Source organism: Amycolatopsis sp. NPDC049868 (assembly GCF_044461365.1).
Classification (GTDB): Bacteria; Actinomycetota; Actinomycetes; order Mycobacteriales; family Pseudonocardiaceae; genus Amycolatopsis.
The window spans coordinates 80,914-98,744 of record NZ_JBITKV010000019.1 but is presented as its reverse complement, the minus strand read 5'-3'; the positions used below and the strand labels follow the sequence as shown (position 1 = coordinate 98,744).

General features: G+C 70.6%; 15 protein-coding genes. 11 read left to right on the top strand and 4 right to left on the bottom strand.

All coding sequences use genetic code 11. The features are described 5' to 3' along the window. Positions 1-14 precede the first annotated feature (14 nt). The 3 genes from ACIBTM_RS42510 to ACIBTM_RS42500 all read left to right on the top strand — a co-directional run bounded on the left by ACIBTM_RS42510 (position 15) and on the right by ACIBTM_RS42500 (position 3,143). A complete protein-coding gene (locus ACIBTM_RS42510) occupies positions 15-974 on the top strand; it encodes a MoxR family ATPase (protein WP_083715427.1) in 960 nt (319 codons plus the stop codon). Further along, positions 974-2,260, top strand: a complete 1,287-nt coding sequence (locus tag ACIBTM_RS42505; protein WP_395882804.1) for a DUF58 domain-containing protein — start codon at positions 974-976, stop codon at positions 2,258-2,260. The genes ACIBTM_RS42510 and ACIBTM_RS42505 overlap by 1 nt, the downstream gene beginning before the upstream one ends. A 100-nt stretch (positions 2,261-2,360) precedes the next feature. Beyond that, positions 2,361-3,143: a hypothetical protein gene (locus ACIBTM_RS42500; RefSeq protein WP_395882803.1), complete on the top strand. Its 783-nt coding sequence runs from the start codon at positions 2,361-2,363 to the stop codon at positions 3,141-3,143. A 196-nt stretch (positions 3,144-3,339) separates the two neighbouring features. Here the strand turns inward: ACIBTM_RS42500 and ACIBTM_RS42495 are convergent, their stop codons facing one another. Further along, on the bottom strand, positions 3,340-4,347 hold the full coding sequence (locus ACIBTM_RS42495) for a stage II sporulation protein M (protein WP_395882802.1): 1,008 nt from the start codon (positions 4,345-4,347) through the stop codon (positions 3,340-3,342). A gap of 61 nt (positions 4,348-4,408) precedes the next feature. Here ACIBTM_RS42495 and ACIBTM_RS42490 point away from each other — a divergent pair, with 61 nt between their 5' ends. Next, positions 4,409-5,296, top strand: a complete 888-nt coding sequence (locus ACIBTM_RS42490; RefSeq protein WP_395882801.1) for an RDD family protein — start codon at positions 4,409-4,411, stop codon at positions 5,294-5,296. Between the two features lie 22 nt (positions 5,297-5,318). Here the strand turns inward: ACIBTM_RS42490 and ACIBTM_RS42485 are convergent, their stop codons facing one another. After that, entirely contained in the window at positions 5,319-6,587 is a 1,269-nt protein-coding gene (locus ACIBTM_RS42485) for a neutral zinc metallopeptidase (RefSeq protein WP_395882800.1), read from the bottom strand. Between the two features lie 268 nt (positions 6,588-6,855). Here ACIBTM_RS42485 and ACIBTM_RS42480 point away from each other — a divergent pair, with 268 nt between their 5' ends. The 5 genes from ACIBTM_RS42480 to nudC all read left to right on the top strand — a co-directional run bounded on the left by ACIBTM_RS42480 (position 6,856) and on the right by nudC (position 14,151). Continuing rightward, positions 6,856-8,625, top strand: coding sequence for a DUF2207 domain-containing protein (locus tag ACIBTM_RS42480; protein WP_395882866.1), 1,770 nt, complete (start codon positions 6,856-6,858; stop codon positions 8,623-8,625). A gap of 1 nt (position 8,626) precedes the next feature. Beyond that, the gene (locus ACIBTM_RS42475) at positions 8,627-10,234 is read left to right on the top strand and encodes a DUF2207 family protein (RefSeq protein WP_395882799.1); all 1,608 of its coding nucleotides are present in this window, start codon (positions 8,627-8,629) and stop codon (positions 10,232-10,234) included. Between the two features lie 21 nt (positions 10,235-10,255). Further along, positions 10,256-11,575 carry a M16 family metallopeptidase gene (locus ACIBTM_RS42470; RefSeq protein WP_395882798.1) on the top strand — a complete coding sequence of 440 codons (1,320 nt, stop codon included), beginning with the start codon at positions 10,256-10,258 and terminating at the stop codon, positions 11,573-11,575. After that, the gene (locus ACIBTM_RS42465) at positions 11,572-12,951 is read left to right on the top strand and encodes a M16 family metallopeptidase (RefSeq protein ID WP_395882797.1); all 1,380 of its coding nucleotides are present in this window, start codon (positions 11,572-11,574) and stop codon (positions 12,949-12,951) included. Before ACIBTM_RS42470 ends, ACIBTM_RS42465 begins: the two co-directional genes overlap by 4 nt. Positions 12,952-13,137: 186 nt before the next feature. Beyond that, positions 13,138-14,151, top strand: coding sequence for an NAD(+) diphosphatase (gene nudC, locus ACIBTM_RS42460; RefSeq protein WP_395882796.1), 1,014 nt, complete (start codon positions 13,138-13,140; stop codon positions 14,149-14,151). Positions 14,152-14,219: 68 nt separating this feature from the next. On the opposite strand, the gene ACIBTM_RS42455 is transcribed toward nudC, so the two are convergent. Both ACIBTM_RS42455 and ACIBTM_RS42450 read right to left on the bottom strand, forming a co-directional pair. Continuing rightward, positions 14,220-14,582 carry a hypothetical protein gene (locus ACIBTM_RS42455; RefSeq protein WP_395882795.1) on the bottom strand — a complete coding sequence of 121 codons (363 nt, stop codon included), beginning with the start codon at positions 14,580-14,582 and terminating at the stop codon, positions 14,220-14,222. Then, positions 14,579-14,956: a TetR/AcrR family transcriptional regulator gene (locus ACIBTM_RS42450; RefSeq protein ID WP_395882794.1), complete on the bottom strand. Its 378-nt coding sequence runs from the start codon at positions 14,954-14,956 to the stop codon at positions 14,579-14,581. Before ACIBTM_RS42450 ends, ACIBTM_RS42455 begins: the two co-directional genes overlap by 4 nt. A 227-nt stretch (positions 14,957-15,183) precedes the next feature. Here ACIBTM_RS42450 and ACIBTM_RS42445 point away from each other — a divergent pair, with 227 nt between their 5' ends. Together ACIBTM_RS42445 and ACIBTM_RS42440 are read left to right on the top strand one after the other, a co-directional pair. After that, entirely contained in the window at positions 15,184-16,434 is a 1,251-nt protein-coding gene (locus ACIBTM_RS42445) for an ROK family transcriptional regulator (protein WP_395882865.1), read from the top strand. A gap of 10 nt (positions 16,435-16,444) precedes the next feature. Further along, positions 16,445-17,827 carry an extracellular solute-binding protein gene (locus ACIBTM_RS42440; RefSeq protein ID WP_395882793.1) on the top strand — a complete coding sequence of 461 codons (1,383 nt, stop codon included), beginning with the start codon at positions 16,445-16,447 and terminating at the stop codon, positions 17,825-17,827. Positions 17,828-17,831 lie beyond the last annotated feature (4 nt).

The window sequence follows — 17,831 nt, the reverse complement described above, 5'->3', positions numbered from 1 at the left end:
GCGAGCAGTCCAGTATGGACGGTGCGGCCGATGCCCGGGCGGCGCTGATCGCCCTGCGCGCCGAGGTCGGAAAGGCCGTGGTGGGCAACGACGCGGCCGTCACCGGGCTCATCATCGCGTTGCTGTGCCGGGGACACGTGCTGCTCGAAGGCGTGCCCGGGGTGGCGAAGACGTTGCTGGTGCGGGCGTTGGCGGCCGCGCTGGACCTGGAGACGACCCGGGTGCAGTTCACACCCGACCTCATGCCGGGCGACATCACCGGTTCGATCGTCTACGACGCGCACAGCGGCGAGTTCTCCTTCCGCGAGGGCCCGGTGTTCACGAACCTGCTGCTGGCCGACGAGATCAACCGCACCCCGCCGAAAACGCAGTCTTCGCTGCTGGAGGCGATGGAAGAGCGACAGGTCTCCAGCGACGGCAAGACGCGGCCGCTGCCCGACCCGTTCATCGTCATCGCGACGCAGAACCCGGTCGAATACGAAGGCACGTACCCGTTGCCCGAGGCGCAGCTGGACCGGTTCCTGCTGAAGCTGACCATGCCGATGCCGTCCCGCGAGGACGAATTCGGCATCCTTTCCCGGCACGCGCAGGGTTTCGACCCGCGTGACCTCGGCGCGGCCGGGGTCACGCCGGTCGCCGGGATCGCCCAGCTCGACGCCGCGCGGCGCGCCGTCGCCGGGGTCACCGTGCGCCCCGAGGTGCTCGCCTACATCGTCGACGTCTGCCGGGCGACGCGGTCGATGCCGTCCGTGCGGCTCGGCGTCTCCCCGCGTGGCGCGACCGCGCTGCTGGCGGCGACCCGGGCGTGGGCGTGGCTCGCGGGCCGGGACTACGCCACCCCGGACGACGTCAAAGCCTTGGCACGGCCGTCTTTGCGGCACCGCCTCGACCTGCGGCCGGAGGCCGAACTCGAAGGCGCGACCGCCGACGGCGTGCTGGACCGCGTCCTCGCGTCCGTGCCCGTTCCGCGCTGATGGCCGTCACCGGGCGGCTCGGGCTGCTGGCGCTCCTCGCGGCGCCGGTGGTCGGTTTCCTGCTGCCCTCCTGGGCCGGGATCGGGCTCGCCGCGGCGGTACTGCTTCTGTTGGTGGCGCTGGATCTCCTGCTCGCCGGGAGCGTGCGCCGGCTTCAGTTCGCGCGGTCCGGCGCGACGTCCGTGCGGCTGGGGGAGGAGTGCGAGGTCACGCTGACCGTGGCCAACCCCGGCGGCCGCCCGGTGCGCGCGTGGCTTCGCGACGCCTGGCCGCCCAGCGCCGGCGCGGACGACCGGCATCGCCTGACGCTGCCCGCGGGTGAACGCCGTGTCGTGACCACGCGGCTCCTGCCGACCCGTCGCGGTGACCGGACGGCGGTCAGGGTCACCGTCCGGTCGACCGGGCCGCTGGGGCTCGCCGCCCGGCAGGGTTCGCACGACGTGCCGTGGACCGTGCGGGTGCTGCCGCCGTTCCACAGCCGCAAGCATCTGCCGTCGCGGCTGGCGCGGCTGCAGCAGCTCGACGGCCGCAACGCGGTGCTGATCCGGGGCCAGGGCACGGAATTCGATTCGCTGCGCGAATACGTGATCGGCGACGACGTCCGGTCGATCGACTGGCGGGCTTCGGCGCGCGCGTCCGACGTCATGGTGCGGACCTGGCGTCCGGAACGCGACCGGCACGTGGTGCTGGTGCTCGACACCGGCCGCGTTTCGGCGGGCCGGGTCGGGGACGCGCCGCGCCTCGACGCGGCGATGGACGCGGCCCTCCTGCTGGCCGTGCTCGCCGCGCGGGCGGGTGACCGCGTCGACCTTCTCGCTTACGACCGGCAGGTCCACGCGGCGGTCCAGGGATCGGCGGATCTGTTGCCCGCCTTGGTGAACGCGATGGCGCCGCTCGAACCGTCGCTGGTCGAGACCGACGCGCGGGGAATGGTCGCGGAGGTGCTGCGGCGGACCCGGCGGCGCGCGCTGGTCGTCCTCCTGACCGGGCTGGACGCGGCGCCGCTGGAAGAAGGCCTGTTCCCGGTGCTGTCGAAGCTGACCTCCCGGCACCAGCTGATGATCGCTTCGGTGGCGGACCCCCGGGTCGCCGAGATGGCGGCGGGCCGTGGCGACGCGGAGGCCGTCTACGACGCGGCGGCGGCCGAGCGCGTGCTGGCCGAACGGCGCCAGGTCACCGCGCGGCTGGCGCGGCACGGGGTCGAGGTCGTCGACGCCGTACCCGAGGAGCTGCCGCCGCGACTGGCGGACCGGTATCTCGCGCTGAAGGCGGCCGGACGGCTGTGACGTCGCTCAACTGAACCCGATGGAGTGGTGCTGGTTGGCGGCCGGGGGCGCGGGCGGTTAGCTCGGAAGGAGATCCGGACCGACGGGATTGGGGCCAGGTTTGCGCAAGCTCGTGCTGTTCTTCGCGGTGCTTCCGGCGGTGCTGCTCGTGTCACCCGCTTCCGCACAGCCCGCCGGGGCACCCGTCCACCTCGCCGACGGGGGCGGGACCGTCTCCTTGGCCGCGGCCGACGGCAAGCTCGCCCTCTCCGACGCGAAGGACGCCAACGCGCAATGGGTGTACGACAAGGCGGCGCTGTCGTACAAGCATGTCGCGAGTGGACAGTGCCTGGCGGCGATCAGCCCCGTCGACGGGGTGGGCGTCAAACTCGCGGCGTGCGACGGCAAGGACCGGCACCAGCAGTGGCGCCGCAACGCCGGGCTGCCCGGGCTGGTGCTGCTGGCGAACGTGGCGACCGCGCGCTGCCTGACCGCGGAGGCGCCGACCGTCGGAGCACGTCTGTACCAGGAGGTCTGTTCCCTGCCAGGACTGTCCAACACCTGGGCGGCCGGGGTACGGACGCTCGCGATCCTGTCGGGGAACGGGCAGCGGCTGTCCACGAAGACGCCCGGCCAGCCGTTCGTGGTGCGCGTGATCGGGGAGAACGGCCAGCCCGCGGCCGACGTGCCGGTGAACTTCTTCGTCCGCGCGGCACGGCCGAAGAACGTGCTGGTCTTCGAAGGCGGCGCCGAGACGGCGACGGCCAAGACCGGCGCCGACGGTTCGGCGACGAGCCCGAAGATCGTCCTGACCGAACCGGGCGAGTTCGAGATCCGGTTCACGGGCAGCGCGAGCCTGGAGGACGGGAACAGCATCACGTTCGAGGGCAGTTGCACCTGCTGAAGGGGCACCTGTGCCGTTTCGGCGGTTGTGCGTGTTTGAGAGGACGACACACGTGATCAGACGGACGACACGCGTGTCGTCCGTCTGATCACGTGTGTCGTCCATCCAGTCACGCGACACCGCCACCCGTGCATCAGCAATAGGTACCTAAGACAGGGACGGCTCCAACCCGAATCGCCACTCACGACTTCCCAGGTCAGCCCGCTTCCGGTCGAGAATCTCCAGCGTATCGCCAGTCGACATCACCCACTTCGCCCGTTTTCGCGGCGCGGCGCCCGACGACGAACACGTAAAGTAAGAACGCGACCTCGGCGATTACTCCGATTCCGATCCGGGCCCAGGTCGGCAGGCCCGACGGGGTCACGAAACCCTCGATCACGCCGGAGATCAGCAGTACGACGGTCAGCCCCAGCGCCATCACCACGACCGATCGTCCCTGTTCGCCGAGCGCCGCCGTCCGGGAGCGGCGTCCCGGGTCGATGACCGTCCAGCCGAGTTTCAGCCCCGTCCCGGCCGCGACGAACACCGCGGTCAGCTCCAGCAGGCCGTGGGGCAGGATCAGCCCGAAGAACACGTCGAGCCGCCCGGCCGAGGACATCAGCGCCGCGCCGATCGCGAGGTTCAGGGAGTTCGCCCAGAGCGCGTAGATCACCGGGACGCCCAGCACCACGCCGAGGAACAGGCAGGTCGCGGCCACCCACGCGTTGTTGGTCCAGACGCGCGCGGCGAAGGAACCCGCGGGATCGGACGAGTAGTACGTCTCGTACTTCCCACCCGGCGCGGTCAGTTCCTTGAACTCCTCTGGCGAGGCCAGCGACGCGAGCACCTGCGGGTCTCCGGCGATCCACACCGCCGCGATCGCCATCACCGCGATCGACGCCGCCGCCGACGCCAGCCACCAGCGCCGGCTCAGGTACAGCGCCGCCGGGAACCGATGGGTGAAGAAGAGGCCGACCTCGCGCCACGCGGGGCTGTGCGAACCCGTGACGGCCGAGCGCGCCTTCGCGACCAGACCGGACAGCTGCGCGACGAGCACCGGGTCGGGCGCGACCGAGCGGATGATCGAAAGATGCGTCGCGACGCGCTGGTACAGCGTCACCAGCTCGTCGGCGTCCGGGCCGCTGAGTTTCCCGGCGCGGCCGACGAGGTCACGCAGCCGGTTCCATTCGGCCTGGTGCGCGGCGACGAACACGTCCACGTCCAACTCGGAGCCCTCCCGGCGATCGTCCTTGGTCGCCCAGCCTATTCGTCACTACGCTTGCCAGGTGGAACAAGAGTCCGAACTCGTCACCGGCGAGGCCGTCGTCCTGGACGTGCGCGCGGCGAAACTGGCCAGCCGCGGGCTCGCCATGATGGTCGACGTCGCCCTCCAGCTGATCGCCCTGTTCGTCGCGATGCTGGTTTTGAGCCAGGTCGCCGTGTTCGGTGACGAGGCGCTGGCGCTGACCCTGTTCCTGGTGACCGTCGTGCTGATCATGGTCGGCTACCCGGTGATCTTCGAGACACTGAGCCGCGGCCGCACGCTCGGGAAGATGGCGCTCGGCCTGCGGGTGGTCCGCACCGACGGCGGCCCGGTGCGGTTCCGGCACGCGCTGGTCCGCGGGCTCGCCGGCTTCTTCGTCGACTTCTGGGCGCTGGGCATGCTCGGCGTCGTGGCGGTGGTCACGTCGCTGCTGTCGCCCAACGGCCGCCGTGTCGGCGACTACCTGGCGGGCACGCTGGTGATCCGGGAACGCATGCCCGCGTCGCGGACGCCGTACGTCGGGATGCCGCCGCAGCTGGCGTACTGGGCTTCGCAGCTGGACCTGACCCGGCTGCCGAACGATCTCGCGCTGGCCGTCCGCCAGTACCTGAGCCGCACGAGTGAGCTTCGCCCGGAGGCGGCCGAAGCGCTCGGGTACGGGCTTGCGCAGCAGGTCGCGGCGGAGATCGGGGCTCCGGTGCCACCGGGGGTGCCGTCCTGGGCGTACCTGTCGGCGGTGCTGGCCGAGCGACGGCGGCGGGATCAGGCGAAGTTGCAGCCCGCGGTCCAGTACGGGCCGCCTGCCGGACAGTCCTATCCGCAGCCTTATCCGCAAGCACCCGCACCGGTCGCCCAGCCGGAGACACCCCCGGAACCGGCTCCGGAGAACCCCTTCGCACCTCCAGGCTGACAGTCGAAAACCCCAGCGCGGGTCAGGAAACGTCGGCCGACTTCGCCGCCCACGTATTGCACTGGAACATCCGGTTCTTCTGCGCGCCGTGCTGCCACCACGAGGCCGCGTGCGCGTCGGAGCCGTGGTCGCGCGGGCCGCCGTTGTGGTCGCCGCGGTCCTGTGTCTGCCAGGCGTCGCGGTACATCGTCTGATCGACCGAGCCGCCGCGCCCCACCGTCGAGCCCAGGAACGTCCCGGAGAGACACTGCGCCGAAAGCTCGTTGCGCCGCGACATCTCCAGACCCGCCGCCGAGTCGGTGCCCGCTTCGTACCGTGCGTCCCAATAGGCCTCCGAGATCCCCGAAAGCGCCTGGATGTGATGCGCGTACTCGTGGGCGAAGACCGCCAGGTAGACCCCGGGCCGGTTGCCGTACTGAGGCACTTGAAGGCCTTCGTACGGCATGTACAGCGTCTCGTTCTGCGAGCAGTAGAACGCCGCCACCGAGCCGCCGCTGGCGTCACCGCACGGGCTCGACCAGTTCTTGCCGGACGGGTACTTCACGGTCGGGACCCGGAACGGCAGTTTCGAGTAGTTCATGACCTGCTGCCAAACGCTGTCCAGGCAGGGCCGCGCGCTTTCGAAGAAGGCCGCCGCCGCGTCCGGGTTGTTCGCCCAGCGCGAGAGGTTGCACGGCTGGTTCGGCAGGCCGACTTCGGAATCGAGCCACAGCGGGTTGTCCGCCAGTTTGTGGTGCGGTTGCGGGCCGGACGGGGCACGGCTGGCGGACGTCTCCCGGGTGGAGCCGGCCGACGTCTCACGTGTGCCGGTCGAATCACGCGAATCGGTGGTCGTCGTCGTCGACGACGCCGTGTCGCTGGACGTGGTCGTCGTGTAGTCCGAAGTGGAGGTTTCCGAATAGCTCGAGTAGCCGACGTCCGCCGTGTGTTTCGAGTTGCCGTTCGCGATGGTGATCACCATGAGCAGCCCGCCCATGACCGCCATCACGGCCACGATCGCGACCGCCGCGATGACCCCGCCGTTCGACTTCTTGGCTTGATATCCCCCGTAGGGCGCGAAAGCGGGCTGGGCGAAACGCGGACCGTATGGAAGCTGAGGCGGGCCGGCGGCACCGGGCCGGAACGGGACCGGCGCACCGATCTGCGGCGGCGGAAGCGGTGCCGCGCCCGGCGGGGGCAGCGGCATGCCACCGCTCGGCGGACCCGGCCGGAACGGCGGCGGGACCGGCGTCGGCCGGGAAACCGGCGGACGACCGGGCGGGACGGGGCCCGGCCGGTTCGGCGGTGGCATCGGCGGGCCTCCGCGCGGCGGAAGCGGACGCGCTCCCGGCGGCGGGAGCGGACGGCCGCCCTGTGGTGGGAGCGGACGGCCGCCCTGCGGCGGCCGGGGTGGCTGCCGTGGCGGTGGCGGAGTCGGCCGGCGCCGCGGATCAGGCGGGCCGGGCGGCTGCTGGTTCATCGAGTGGATCCCCCATGCGGTTCGGCAACGCCGTTCGCCCAGGTGGCGGATTCGGCGTTTCGGCGGTCAGCATAGATCGGCTGCCCTAGAGTGTGTGGCTGTGTTGACGAAATGGGGGACGGCGGTCGTGGCCGTCGCGGCGAGCTCGGCCTTGATGGCCCCGCCGTCGGATACGAACGTTCCGGAGGCGCCCGGAGCGGGCCCTTCGCTGACGAACGCGCCACAGCTGCCGAAGCCGCCGCCGCTCGGCGCGCGCGGTCAGCTCGGGCTGCTCCAGCCACCGAGCGGAGCGGCCGCGAATGTCGCGGTGAAGGTGGAACGCGACGGTTCGCTGTCGATCACCGAGCAGGTGACCGTCCCGGGTGGACAGCATCTGGTGCGCCGGATCCCGTTGAAGGTTCCCGCGGGTGAAGAGCAGGACCGCGTCTACGGGATCCGTGACGTCTCGGTCGAGGGCGCGGGCAAGGCGGAGCCGAACGGCGAACAGCTGGTCGCCACCTTCGACGGCGGCGCGTCCACCCTCAAGTACAAAGTGGACGGTGCGGTCGCGGACGTCAACGGCGCCCAGCAGGTGCGCTGGCAGGTCGCGAGCGGCTGGGACGGCGAACTGTCCCGCGTGTCCGCGTCGTTCAGCGCGCCGACGCGCGAAACGCCCACAGTGGACTGTTTCGCCGGGCCGCTCGGTTCGGACCGGCAGTGTTCGCTCGCGGAGACCGACCACAGCGGCGTCGTCCGCATCGAGCAGGACAAGCTCGCGCCGGGCGAACGGGTCGACCTCGCCGTGCAGCTCCCGGCGGGCACGGTGCCCGCGAACGCGCGCTTCGAGCAGCTCGCCTCGGTCGGTGGCGCCTTCGCCCTCACCACCGTCGCCGGTATCGGATTCGGGGCGCTGGCCCTGTTCCTGATCCTCGGCGCGCTCGCCGTCTGGCTGCTGCGCCGTCGTGACCGGGGCGCGCTCGCCGCGGGCACCGGCCCGGTCGACGTCCTCATGCGGGAAGGCGATCGGGTGTCCTTCGCCTCGCCGGACGGTGTCCTGCCCGGACAGGTCGGGACGGTCGTCGACGAGACGGTCGACGTCGTGGACGTCAGCGGGACGGTGGTCGACCTCGCGGTCCGCAACTACCTGTGGATCGCCGAAGTCCGCGGCGCCGGCACGGTCGATTGGCAGATCGCGCGTCGCAACGCGCCGGACGAGCACCTCGCCGCCTTCGAGCGCGAGATCTACACGGCGCTCCTGCCCGAGGGCACCGATTCCGTGCTGCTGTCGGAACTCCGCGGCCGCGGCACCGTCGATCTCCGTGTCGCGGGCGAGGCGATGTACGCCGACGTCGTGCGCAGGGGCTGGTTCTCGCGGCGCCCGGACAAGGGCAAGGGCAAACCCACGTGGGCGGGTATCGGGCTGATCGCGCTCGGACTCGTGGCCACGGTCGTCCTGACCTTCACAGCAGGCCACGCGCTGCTCGGTGTCGCGGTCGCGCTCGCCGGGATCGCGACGCTGCTGGGTGCCTCGTGGGTGCCGCCGCGCACTTCGCGCGGCAGGCGTCTGGTCGGCCAGGTACGCGGGCTGCTCGAATACCTGCACACCGTCAAGGTCGCCGACATTCCGCTGGGGGACCGGGAAATGGTGTTCTCCCGGTCGCTGCCGTACGCCATCGTGCTCGGCGACACCGAGCATTGGCTACGGACGTTCGAGGGGCTCGACCCGTCGGCGGACGGTTCGGCCGGGCTGTACTGGTTCGGCGGGCTCGAAGGCGATCGGGATCTGCGCCGGTTCGCCGCGCATCTGCCGTCGTTCCTGTCCGCTTTGGACGGTCTGCTCGCCGAATCCGGGCATCTGCGCTCGCTTCGCCCGGAACCGGTCCCCGCCTGACGTGAAGATCTGCTTGCTGGTCGGTCTCCTGCTGGTGCTGGGTGCGGCGCCGGCGGGAGCGCAGAGCGAACCGCAACTGCCCTCACTCCCGAACAGCGCGGAGATCTCGCTCAAGGTGGAACGCGACGGCGCCCTCACGGTCGTCGAAGCGGTGTCCGTGCCGAGCGAGGCGACAATGACCCGCCGGATCCCGCTCCGCACGGCCGCCCCGCGCGACCGCGACCGGATCATCGGCATCCGTGACGTCGTCATCGAGGGGGCGGGCAACGCCGAGCTGACCGAAGAAGAGTTCACCGTCAAGCTCAAGGGCGGCACCTCGATCGTCCGGTACACAGTGGACGGTGCGGTCGCCGAAGCCGACGGCTTGACCAGGGTGAGCTGGCAGCTCGCGGGCGGCTGGGACGCCCGGCTCGAACTGGTACGCGCGAGCTTCGCCGCTCCGTCCATCCCGAACGCGGTCACCTGTTACGCCGGGCCCGAGGGATCACGCGCGCACTGCACGACAGCCCAGATCGCGCATTCCGGGCTGACCCGGTTCGGCCAGCAGAACCTCGCGCCGGGGCAGCGGATGGAGATCTCGGTCGAACTGCCCGGCGGCACCGTCCCGGCGAACGCGCGCCTGGAGCCGTCGAAGACCTTCGCCGGGGCGTTCGTGCTCACCGCCCCGGTCGGCTGGGCATGGGGCGGCTTCGCGCTCGTGCTGGTCGCGGCCGCTGCCGGGCTGGCCCTGCTGCGGAGGCGGGACAGGCACCCGGGCGACGCGCTCCCGGTCCGGCTGCTCACCGGGAAGGACGACCAGGCCGCGTTCTCGTCACCCGACGGCGTGCTTCCCGGACAGGTCGGGACCGTGCTCTCGGGCCGCGCCGACGCCGTCGACCTGGCCGCCACGGTCGTCGACCTCGCGGTCCGGAACTACCTCTGGGTGAGTGAGGAGCCCGGCGAGCTGACCACCTGGCGGCTCGTCCGCCGTAATTCGCCGGACGAGCAGCTGACCACTTACGAACGCGCCGTGTTCGATCTCCTTCTGCCCGGCGAGAGCGAGTCGGTGCTGCTGTCGGAGATCCAGTCCGCGCGGATCGGCGTCGAATCGGTGCGGGCCGCGCTGGACGACAGTGTCGTCGAGCGCCGCTGGTACTCGCGGCTCCCGGGCAGGCTGCCGCGCGTCGGCCTGCGGATCTGCCTTTACGGTCTGTTCCTCACCGTCCTGCTGGCCTTGACCGTCGGCTACGCCCAGCTCGGGCTGATCGTCATCGCCGCGGGCGCGGTACTCGCCGTCGCCGCCCGGTGGCTGCCGGTGCGCACCGGCGCCGGTGTCGTACTGCACCGGCGGCTGCTCGGCGTCCGCGACGCGCTGCTGGCGACCAAGGCGACGGCCGTCCCGAAGCTCGAACGGGAGGTGCTCCTTTCCCGTGCGCTGCCGTACGCGCTCGCTCTCGGCGAACAAGAACAGTGGGTCGCCGGATTCGCCGGGCTCAAGGGGCCGCCCAAGATCTACTGGTACGGCAGGGAAGACGACGGCGAAGTCCCGATCGCGCGGGTGAGCGACTTCACCGCCGCGCTAGTGGGAACCTTCGCCGCGACCCGCCAGGGTCGTCGCCTGGAGGCCTGAGTAGCCCGTAGGGTGGTGCGCATGGCCGATCCCGAGCTTGTCCGATTCACCCTCGACAACGGTCTGCGTGTGGTGCTCGCGCCCGACGCGACCGCTCCGGTGGTGGGTGTCAGCGTCCACTACGACGTGGGCTTCCGTTCCGAGCCCGAAGGGCGCACCGGTTTCGCGCACCTCTTCGAGCATTTGATGTTCCAGGGGAGCGAGAGCCTGGAGAAGCTCGCGCACTTCCGGTACGTCCAGTCGAGTGGTGGCAGCTTCAACGGCTCCACCCATCCGGACTACACGGACTACTTCGAGGTCCTCCCCGCCGCGGCTCTCGAGCGCGCCCTGTTCCTCGAAGCGGACAGGATGCGGGCGCCGAAGCTGACGCAGGAGAACCTGGCCAACCAGATCGACGTGGTCAAGGAGGAGATCCGCCTCAACGTGCTGAACCGGCCGTACGGCGGGTTCCCGTGGATCCTGCTCCCGCCGGTGCTGTACTCCACGTTCCCCAACGCGCACAACGGTTACGGCGGTTTCGAGGATCTCGAACAGGCCACCTTGGACGACTGCGCCGCCTTCTTCGACACCTACTACTCGCCCGCGAACGCGGTGCTGACCGTCGCCGGTGACTTCACCGTCGAGGAGGCCCGCGAGCTGGTCGAGAAGCACTTCGGCGACGTGCCGCACCGGCCCGCGCCGGAGCGCCCGTCGTTCGCCGAGCCCGCCCCCGAGGGCGAACTGCGCGGCGAGCACGTCGACCCGCACGCCCCGCTGCCCGCGGTCGGCGTCGGCTACCGCATGCCGGACCCGATCAACGACCTCGACGGCTACCTGGCGAACCTCGTGCTCGCCGGCGTGCTGACCGACGGCGACGGCTCCCGGCTGCAGCAGCGGCTGGTGCACCGCGAGCCGCTGGTCGTCGACATCGGCGCGGGCGCCGGGCTGTTCGGCCCGTTCGAGGCGCGCGATCCGGACACGTTCACCATCACCGCGATCCACCCGCACGAGGTGAGCACCGACCAGGTCCTCGCCGCGCTGGACGAGGAGCTGGAGAAGCTGGCGGCCACGCCGCCGGAGGACCAGGAGCTCAAGAAGGTCACCGCGCGCTGGGCCGCGAGCCTGCACTCCGAGCACGACAAGCTGGTGTCCCGCACGCTGGCGCTCGGCTCGTTCGAGCTGCTCTACGGCGACGCGTCGCTGGTGTACCGGCTCGCCGAGAAGATGTCGGCGGTCACCGCGGAAGCCGTTTCGGCGGCGGCGAAGGCGCTGCGGCCGGACTCGCGCGCCGTCCTCGTCATCCGCCCCGGCAGCGCTGATTCCGAGCAGGCCGATTCCGATCAGGAAGGTTCCGAGCAGTGAGCGCACCGCACCGCACCGCCGAGGAGATCGGCCGCACGGCCGCCGGGCCGCGTCCGGTCCCGTCGCTGGGGACGCAACGCGCCGCCGCCGATCTGTCCCATGTGGACACCACGCTGGGCAACGGGCTGCGGGTGCTCGCCGTCCGCAAGGCCACCGTGCCGCTGGTCGAGCTGCGCGTCTGGATCCCGTTCGCCGGTGAGGACAAGCTGCACCCGGCCACCGCCGAGGTGCTGGCCGAAACCCTGCTGACCGGCACCGCCCGCCGCGACCGCATCGAGATCGACGCGGATCTGGCGCTGATCGGCGGCGACCTCGCGTCCGGCGTCGACCCGGAGCGCCTGGTCATCACCGGCACCTCGCTGGCCGACGGCCTGCCGACGATGCTCGACGTCCTCGCCGACGCGCTCACCGGCGCGTCGTACGCGGACGCCGAGGTCGAGCGGGAACGCGAGCGGCTCATCGAGCGGATCGCCGTCTCCCGCACGCAGCCGAGGACGATCGCCCGTGAGGCGCTGCAGAAGCACCGCTACGGCGACCACCCCGCGGTGCGCGAGGTTCCGCAGGCCGAAGACGTGGCCGTCGTGACGCCGGACCAGGTCCGCGCGTTGCACCGGGCTTCGGTGCTGCCGCGGGGATCCGTGCTGGTGATCGTCGGCGACATCGACCCCGAGACCGTCATCGGCGACCTGGAGAAGGCGTTCGGCGGCTGGGTTTCGGACCGTTCCGCCGTCCGCCTGCCCGCACTGCCCGACCTCGTCGGCGGCAATGTCCTGCTGGTGCCGCGGGCCGGTGCCGTGCAGTCGCAGATCCGGCTGTCCGCGCAGACCGTGTCGCGCACGGATCCGCGGTACCCGGCGCTGCAGCTGGCGAACCTCGTCTACGGCGGGTACTTCTCCTCGCGGCTGGTCGAGAACATCCGTGAGGACAAGGGTTACACCTACAGCGCGCACTCCGGATTCGAGTTCACCGACCAGACCGCCGTGGTGAACGTCGACGCGGACACCGCGACCGACGCGACCGCCGCCGCGCTCATGGAGACGCGGTACGAGCTGGCCAGGCTCGGTCTCGTGCCGCCGACCGCCGAAGAGGTCGAGTCGGTGCGCCAGTACGCGATCGGTTCGCTGGTCACGGCCGCGTCGTCGCAAGGGGGCCTGGCCGCGCAGCTGTCCGCGCTCGCCGCGACGGGGCTGGGCGTCGAATGGCTCGCCGGGCATCCGGAGCGCCTCGCCGCGGTCACCGCCGGAGACGTGGCGAACGCCGCGCTGGAGTTCTTCGCGCCCAAGCGGTTCACCGGGGTCGTCGTCGGCGACGCCGATGTCCTCGCACCGAAGCTGACGGCGCTGGGCGACGTGACCGTCGGAGAGCCGGCCGAATGAGGCACGAAGGAGGCCATTCGTGGTCCTGACTCGTGGCACCCGAGTGAGCCAAAGAGCGCGCTCCGGCCGTCAGGCTCCGCGATCGTGGCGGCAGGGCGCCTTTTGCCGAGTCGTGAGTGCTTGTCATATGCCGCGCCCTGGCGACGCGATCGCGGTGGCGCGCACACTCGCGGAAGGAACAGCCTGATGGAGACGCCGTTCGGGTTAGGGGCGCTCCCGACGCTTTCGCGCTCCACCGCGGATCGTCAGGAGTCCTTGCGTACCAACCCGGACAGGCTCGCCGAGCGCTGGCCGAACGCGCGCGTCGTGCTGCTCGACGAGCACGCGCGCACTCCGGTGGTGGAGGGTTCCGGCACGCTCGCGACCCGCAAGTCGCAGGACTTCGGCGCCGAGCCGCCGGCCGACGCGGTCTTCCTGGGGGAGTGGCAGGGCACCGACTACTGGTCGCTGCCCGGCCACCCCGCGGGGGAGACCGAGACCGTCGAAATGGCGGGCAGCTGGGGCGTCGTGGAACAGGTCGCCCGGCACGAAGGCGAGATCTGGGTCGACCTGCGCGGCTACGGCGACCTGCTCGACGACACGTCGGCCGGGCTGTTCACCACCGCGCAGGCGCTGCAGGCCTGGCGGCGGCAGGCGAAGTTCTGCACGCGCTGCGGAAGCCCGACCGAGCTGGTCCAGCTGGGCTGGGCGAGCAAATGCACCGGCTGCGGCCGGGAGGAGTACCCGCGCACCGACCCGGCCGTGATCTGCCTCGTGCACGACGACGCCGGTGTCAACGGCGAGCATGTCCTGCTGGCCCGGCAGCCGATCTGGCCGCCGGACCGGTACTCGATCCTCGCCGGTTTCGTCGAGGCGGGGGAGTCGCTCGAAGGCTGTGTCGAGCGGGAGATCCGCGAAGAGGTCGGCGTCGAGGTGCGCGACGTGCGCTACCTCGGCAGCCAGCCGTGGCCGTTCCCGCGGTCGATCATGCTCGGCTTCGCCGCCAGGGCCGACATCTCCGCTCCGCTGGTGCCCGCGGAGGACGAGATCGAAGAGGCGTTCTGGGTTTCGCGCGAGGAGGTGCGGGCCGCTTTCGCGAACAGTCAGCTGCGGAACGCGGGCGCTGTGCCGACGCCGATCGCCGGTGGGACGCGGCAGCTGGTGCTGCCGGGGAACTCCTCGATCGCGCGCGTGATGCTGGCGGCCTGGGCAGGCGTCTAACCCACCTTGCCGAGTACATGAAGGCCCCCTTCCTTGCGCCAGGCGCAAGGAAGGGGGCCTTCATGTACTCAAGCGACCGCGATCGCGTTGTTGACGGCGGTGACGGTCTCGGCGGGATCGTCGACCGTGAGCACGAGCCGGTTGAAGTCCTCGGCCTCGTCGAGGGTGATGACGACCGTGCGGTCGAATCCGGAGACGTTCCAGAACTGCCGGTCGCCGTCGGCGTGAAAGGTGCCGGCGAGTTTGCCGGGGATCCGGAGACCCGGTCCGCGCCAGCCCTTCGGCTCATCGCGCATCCCCGGGTCGTGTGTCGCGCCGCGGACGTGGGCGAGCGGGAATTCGAGCCGCCGGGTGAATGACCAGACCTTGTCGATCCCCACGGGTTCGACCACGAGCCGGTCGCCGCTGATGGTGACCCGGTTGTTGCTCATGTCTTTTCTCCTTCGTCGTCGGTGTCCTGCACGCGGGCGCGGGCCAGCAGCCGTCGTCCCAGCTGGTCGGGGGTCGTCCCGAGGTCCTGGATGACGGCCCGTGCGTGGGCGCGCAGCCGCTTGTCGGTGGGCGCCAGTTCGAGCAGTGCGACCAGCAGGATGTCGAGCTGCTCGTCGCGGTCCGCGGTGACGTGTTCCAGCGCCCGGGCGAACAAGCCGTGCTTGCTGCCGAACGCGCCGTACAGGCTTCCCCGGTGGACACCCGTCGCCTCGACGAGGTGATCGACTGAAGTCGCGTTGTATCCCCGCTGCCGGAAGACCGCCGCCGCGGCTTCGATCGCTGTCGTCTCGTCGAACTGGCGTGGTCGGGCCATGAGTTTGAGAATAGTCATTCAAGAATGACCAGTCAAGAACTGGAACGGCTGCCATCCACGCTCGGTGCGCCCATGCATACCCACTGTGCGGGACACGGCAAGCGTTACCTCCCCGTTTCCCGGCCCCGTTGACGGCTGTGGCTCGGCTCACTACAGTCCCCGGAAACCGTCTGTAAAGTTTCCTAACGAAGTCGGGAGTAACCCCAGTGCGAGCCGGCAGTCCGCGAATGCTGCGCGAGATCAACGATCGCGCGGCCATCGAGGTCCTCCTCAAGGACGGCCCGCTGACGCGCTCCGAGCTCGAGGTCGCGATCGGCTTGTCCAAGCCCGCGACGGCGCAGCTGCTCACCCGCCTCGAACAGGACGACGTCGTCACCAAGGCGGGCGTGCGCGGTGGCGGCCGTGGCCCGAGGGCGCAGCTCTGGCAGGTCAACGGCGGTGTCGCCTACGTCGCGGCCGTGGACCTGACACCGCAGAAGGCCGATTTCGTCGTCGCGGACGTCACGGGCGCGGTACTCGCCGAGTACCAGGTCCCGGTGCCGGTACACGAGGGCGCGGACGTCGTCGGCACGTTCGGTGCGGCGCTCACCCATGTCGCGAACAGCGCCGGGCTCGCCGCCACCGATCTCCGCCACGTCGTCATCGGCGCGCAGGGAGCCTTCGACCCGCGCACCGGTTTGCTCTCCTCCGCGCCGCACATCCCCGGCTGGCTCGGGTTCGACGTGCCGCGCAGGCTCAGCGCGGAGCTCGGCGTCGAGGTCACCATCGAGAACGACGTCAACCTCGTCGCGATCGTGGAGATGACGGTCGGCCAGGCCGTCGGACTCGACGACTTCGTGATGATCTGGCTCAGCGACGGCGTCGGTGGCGCGGTGGTGGTCGGCCGCAGGCTGTTGCGCGGCGCGACCGGCGGTGGCGGCGAGATCGACTGGATGCGCGTTCCCGACCCGGTTTCCGTGGCCACATCGAACGAGAAGCCCCGCGCCGGAGATCGTTTCGGTGACCTCGTCGCGTCCCCGGCGGTCGTCGAACTCGCCGCCGCGCACGGCATCGACGCCGAGACCGGCGCGGACGCGGTCGCCAAGGCCCGCGAAAGCGAGAACGAAGCCTTCCTCGACGACCTCGCCCGCCGTGTCGCGGGCGGAGCGGCCAGCCTGATCGCGGTCGTCGACCCCGAACTCGTGCTTCTTTCCGGTGACACCAGCCGGGCCGGTGGTGACGAATTCGCCGCCCTGGTCGCGAAAAGGCTGCACGAGCTGGTCCTGCCCCGCACCCCCGTCGGGGTCGCTTCGGTGCAGGGCAACGCGGTCCGCGCGGGTGCGCTCCAATCGGCGCTCGCCACCGTGCGCAGGGACGTCTTCGGCGTCAACACCCCTTCGCTCCTCGGGCCGAGACGGTCCGGGGCGGGAGAGCCGAACCCGATCGTGGCTATCCCGGATTCACGAACAGAACCACCGTCTCCCGCCCCAACCAACTAGGAGGAGGGTCATGAGTTCCACGACCCAGGTTCGGAGAAGCGGCCGCCGTTGGCGCGGCTCGATAGTGCTCGGCGCGGTCACCGTCGCCGCCTTGGTGTCCGCCTGTTCGGGCGCGGCAAGCGGCCCGAACGGCGGGTCGGGTGACGCGGCGGCCGCCCCCGCCGCGGACGCGAAGCTCACGCTGACCGTCTACAGCAAGTTCACCGACCGCGAGTACAACGTGGTCACCGCCGGGCTCAACAAGCTCAAGGCGAAGTTCCCGAACATCGAGATCAAGCACGAAGGCCAGCAGGACGACGACAAGATCACCCAGTCCATCCGCGGTGGCAACCCGCCGGACGTGGCGATCTCGTTCTTCACCGACAACCTCGGCGCGTGGTGCTCGACGGGCAGCTTCCAGGATCTCAAGCCCTACATCGACCGCGACAAGATCGACCTGGCACAGATTCCCGACGCGGTCCGCAGCTACACCGAGTTCCAGGGCAAGCGCTGCGCCATGCCGCTGCTCGCCGACGTCTACGGCTTCTACTACAACAAGGACATGTTCGCGGCGAAGGGCATCACCTCGCCGCCGAAGACGACCTCGGAACTGTTCGAGGCCACCAAGAAGCTGACCGAGTTCAATCCGGACGGCTCCATCAAGACCGCGGGCTTCCTGCCGTCGATGCCGTTCTACGCCAACTACGCGCAGTACTGGGCCCCGAACTTCGGCGCCACCTACCTAGGCCCGGACGGGCAGTCGCACCTGGCCGACAGCCCCGAGTGGAAGGCGATGTTCGACTTCCAGAAGCAGCTCGTCGACTTCTACGGCGGCCACGCCAAGGTCGAGCAGTTCAAGGCGGGCCTCGGCGAGGAGTACTCGGCGGACCACGGTTTCCAGCGCGGCAAGCTCGCGATGATGATCGACGGCGAGTACCGCACCGCGTTCATCAAGGACCAGGCTCCCACCCTGAAGTTCGGCACGGCGGCCCCGCCGGTGCTCGACAGCAAGCCGGACCGTTACGGCGGCGCGTTCACCACGGGCACGATCATCGCGATCCCCAAGGGCGCCAAGAACCCCGGCGCGGCCTGGGAACTGATCAAGCAGGTCACCCTCGACACCTCGACACTGGTCGAGCTGTCGAACGGGCTGAAGAACGTCCCGAGCACCAAGGCCGCGCTGACCGACCCGAAGCTCGAGGTCACGCCGGAATTCAAGACGTTCCTCGACCTCTACAACGGCGGGAAGCTGATGCCGAACCCGTCGACGCCGATCGGCGACGCGCACCTCAAGGCCGTCAACGACTTCGCGGAGAAGTGGCAGGCGGGCAACATCCCCGACATGGTCGCGGGTCTCAAGCAGGTCGACGCGCAGATCAACGACGAGCTGGCCCAGAAACGCGCCGGCGGCTGATCGC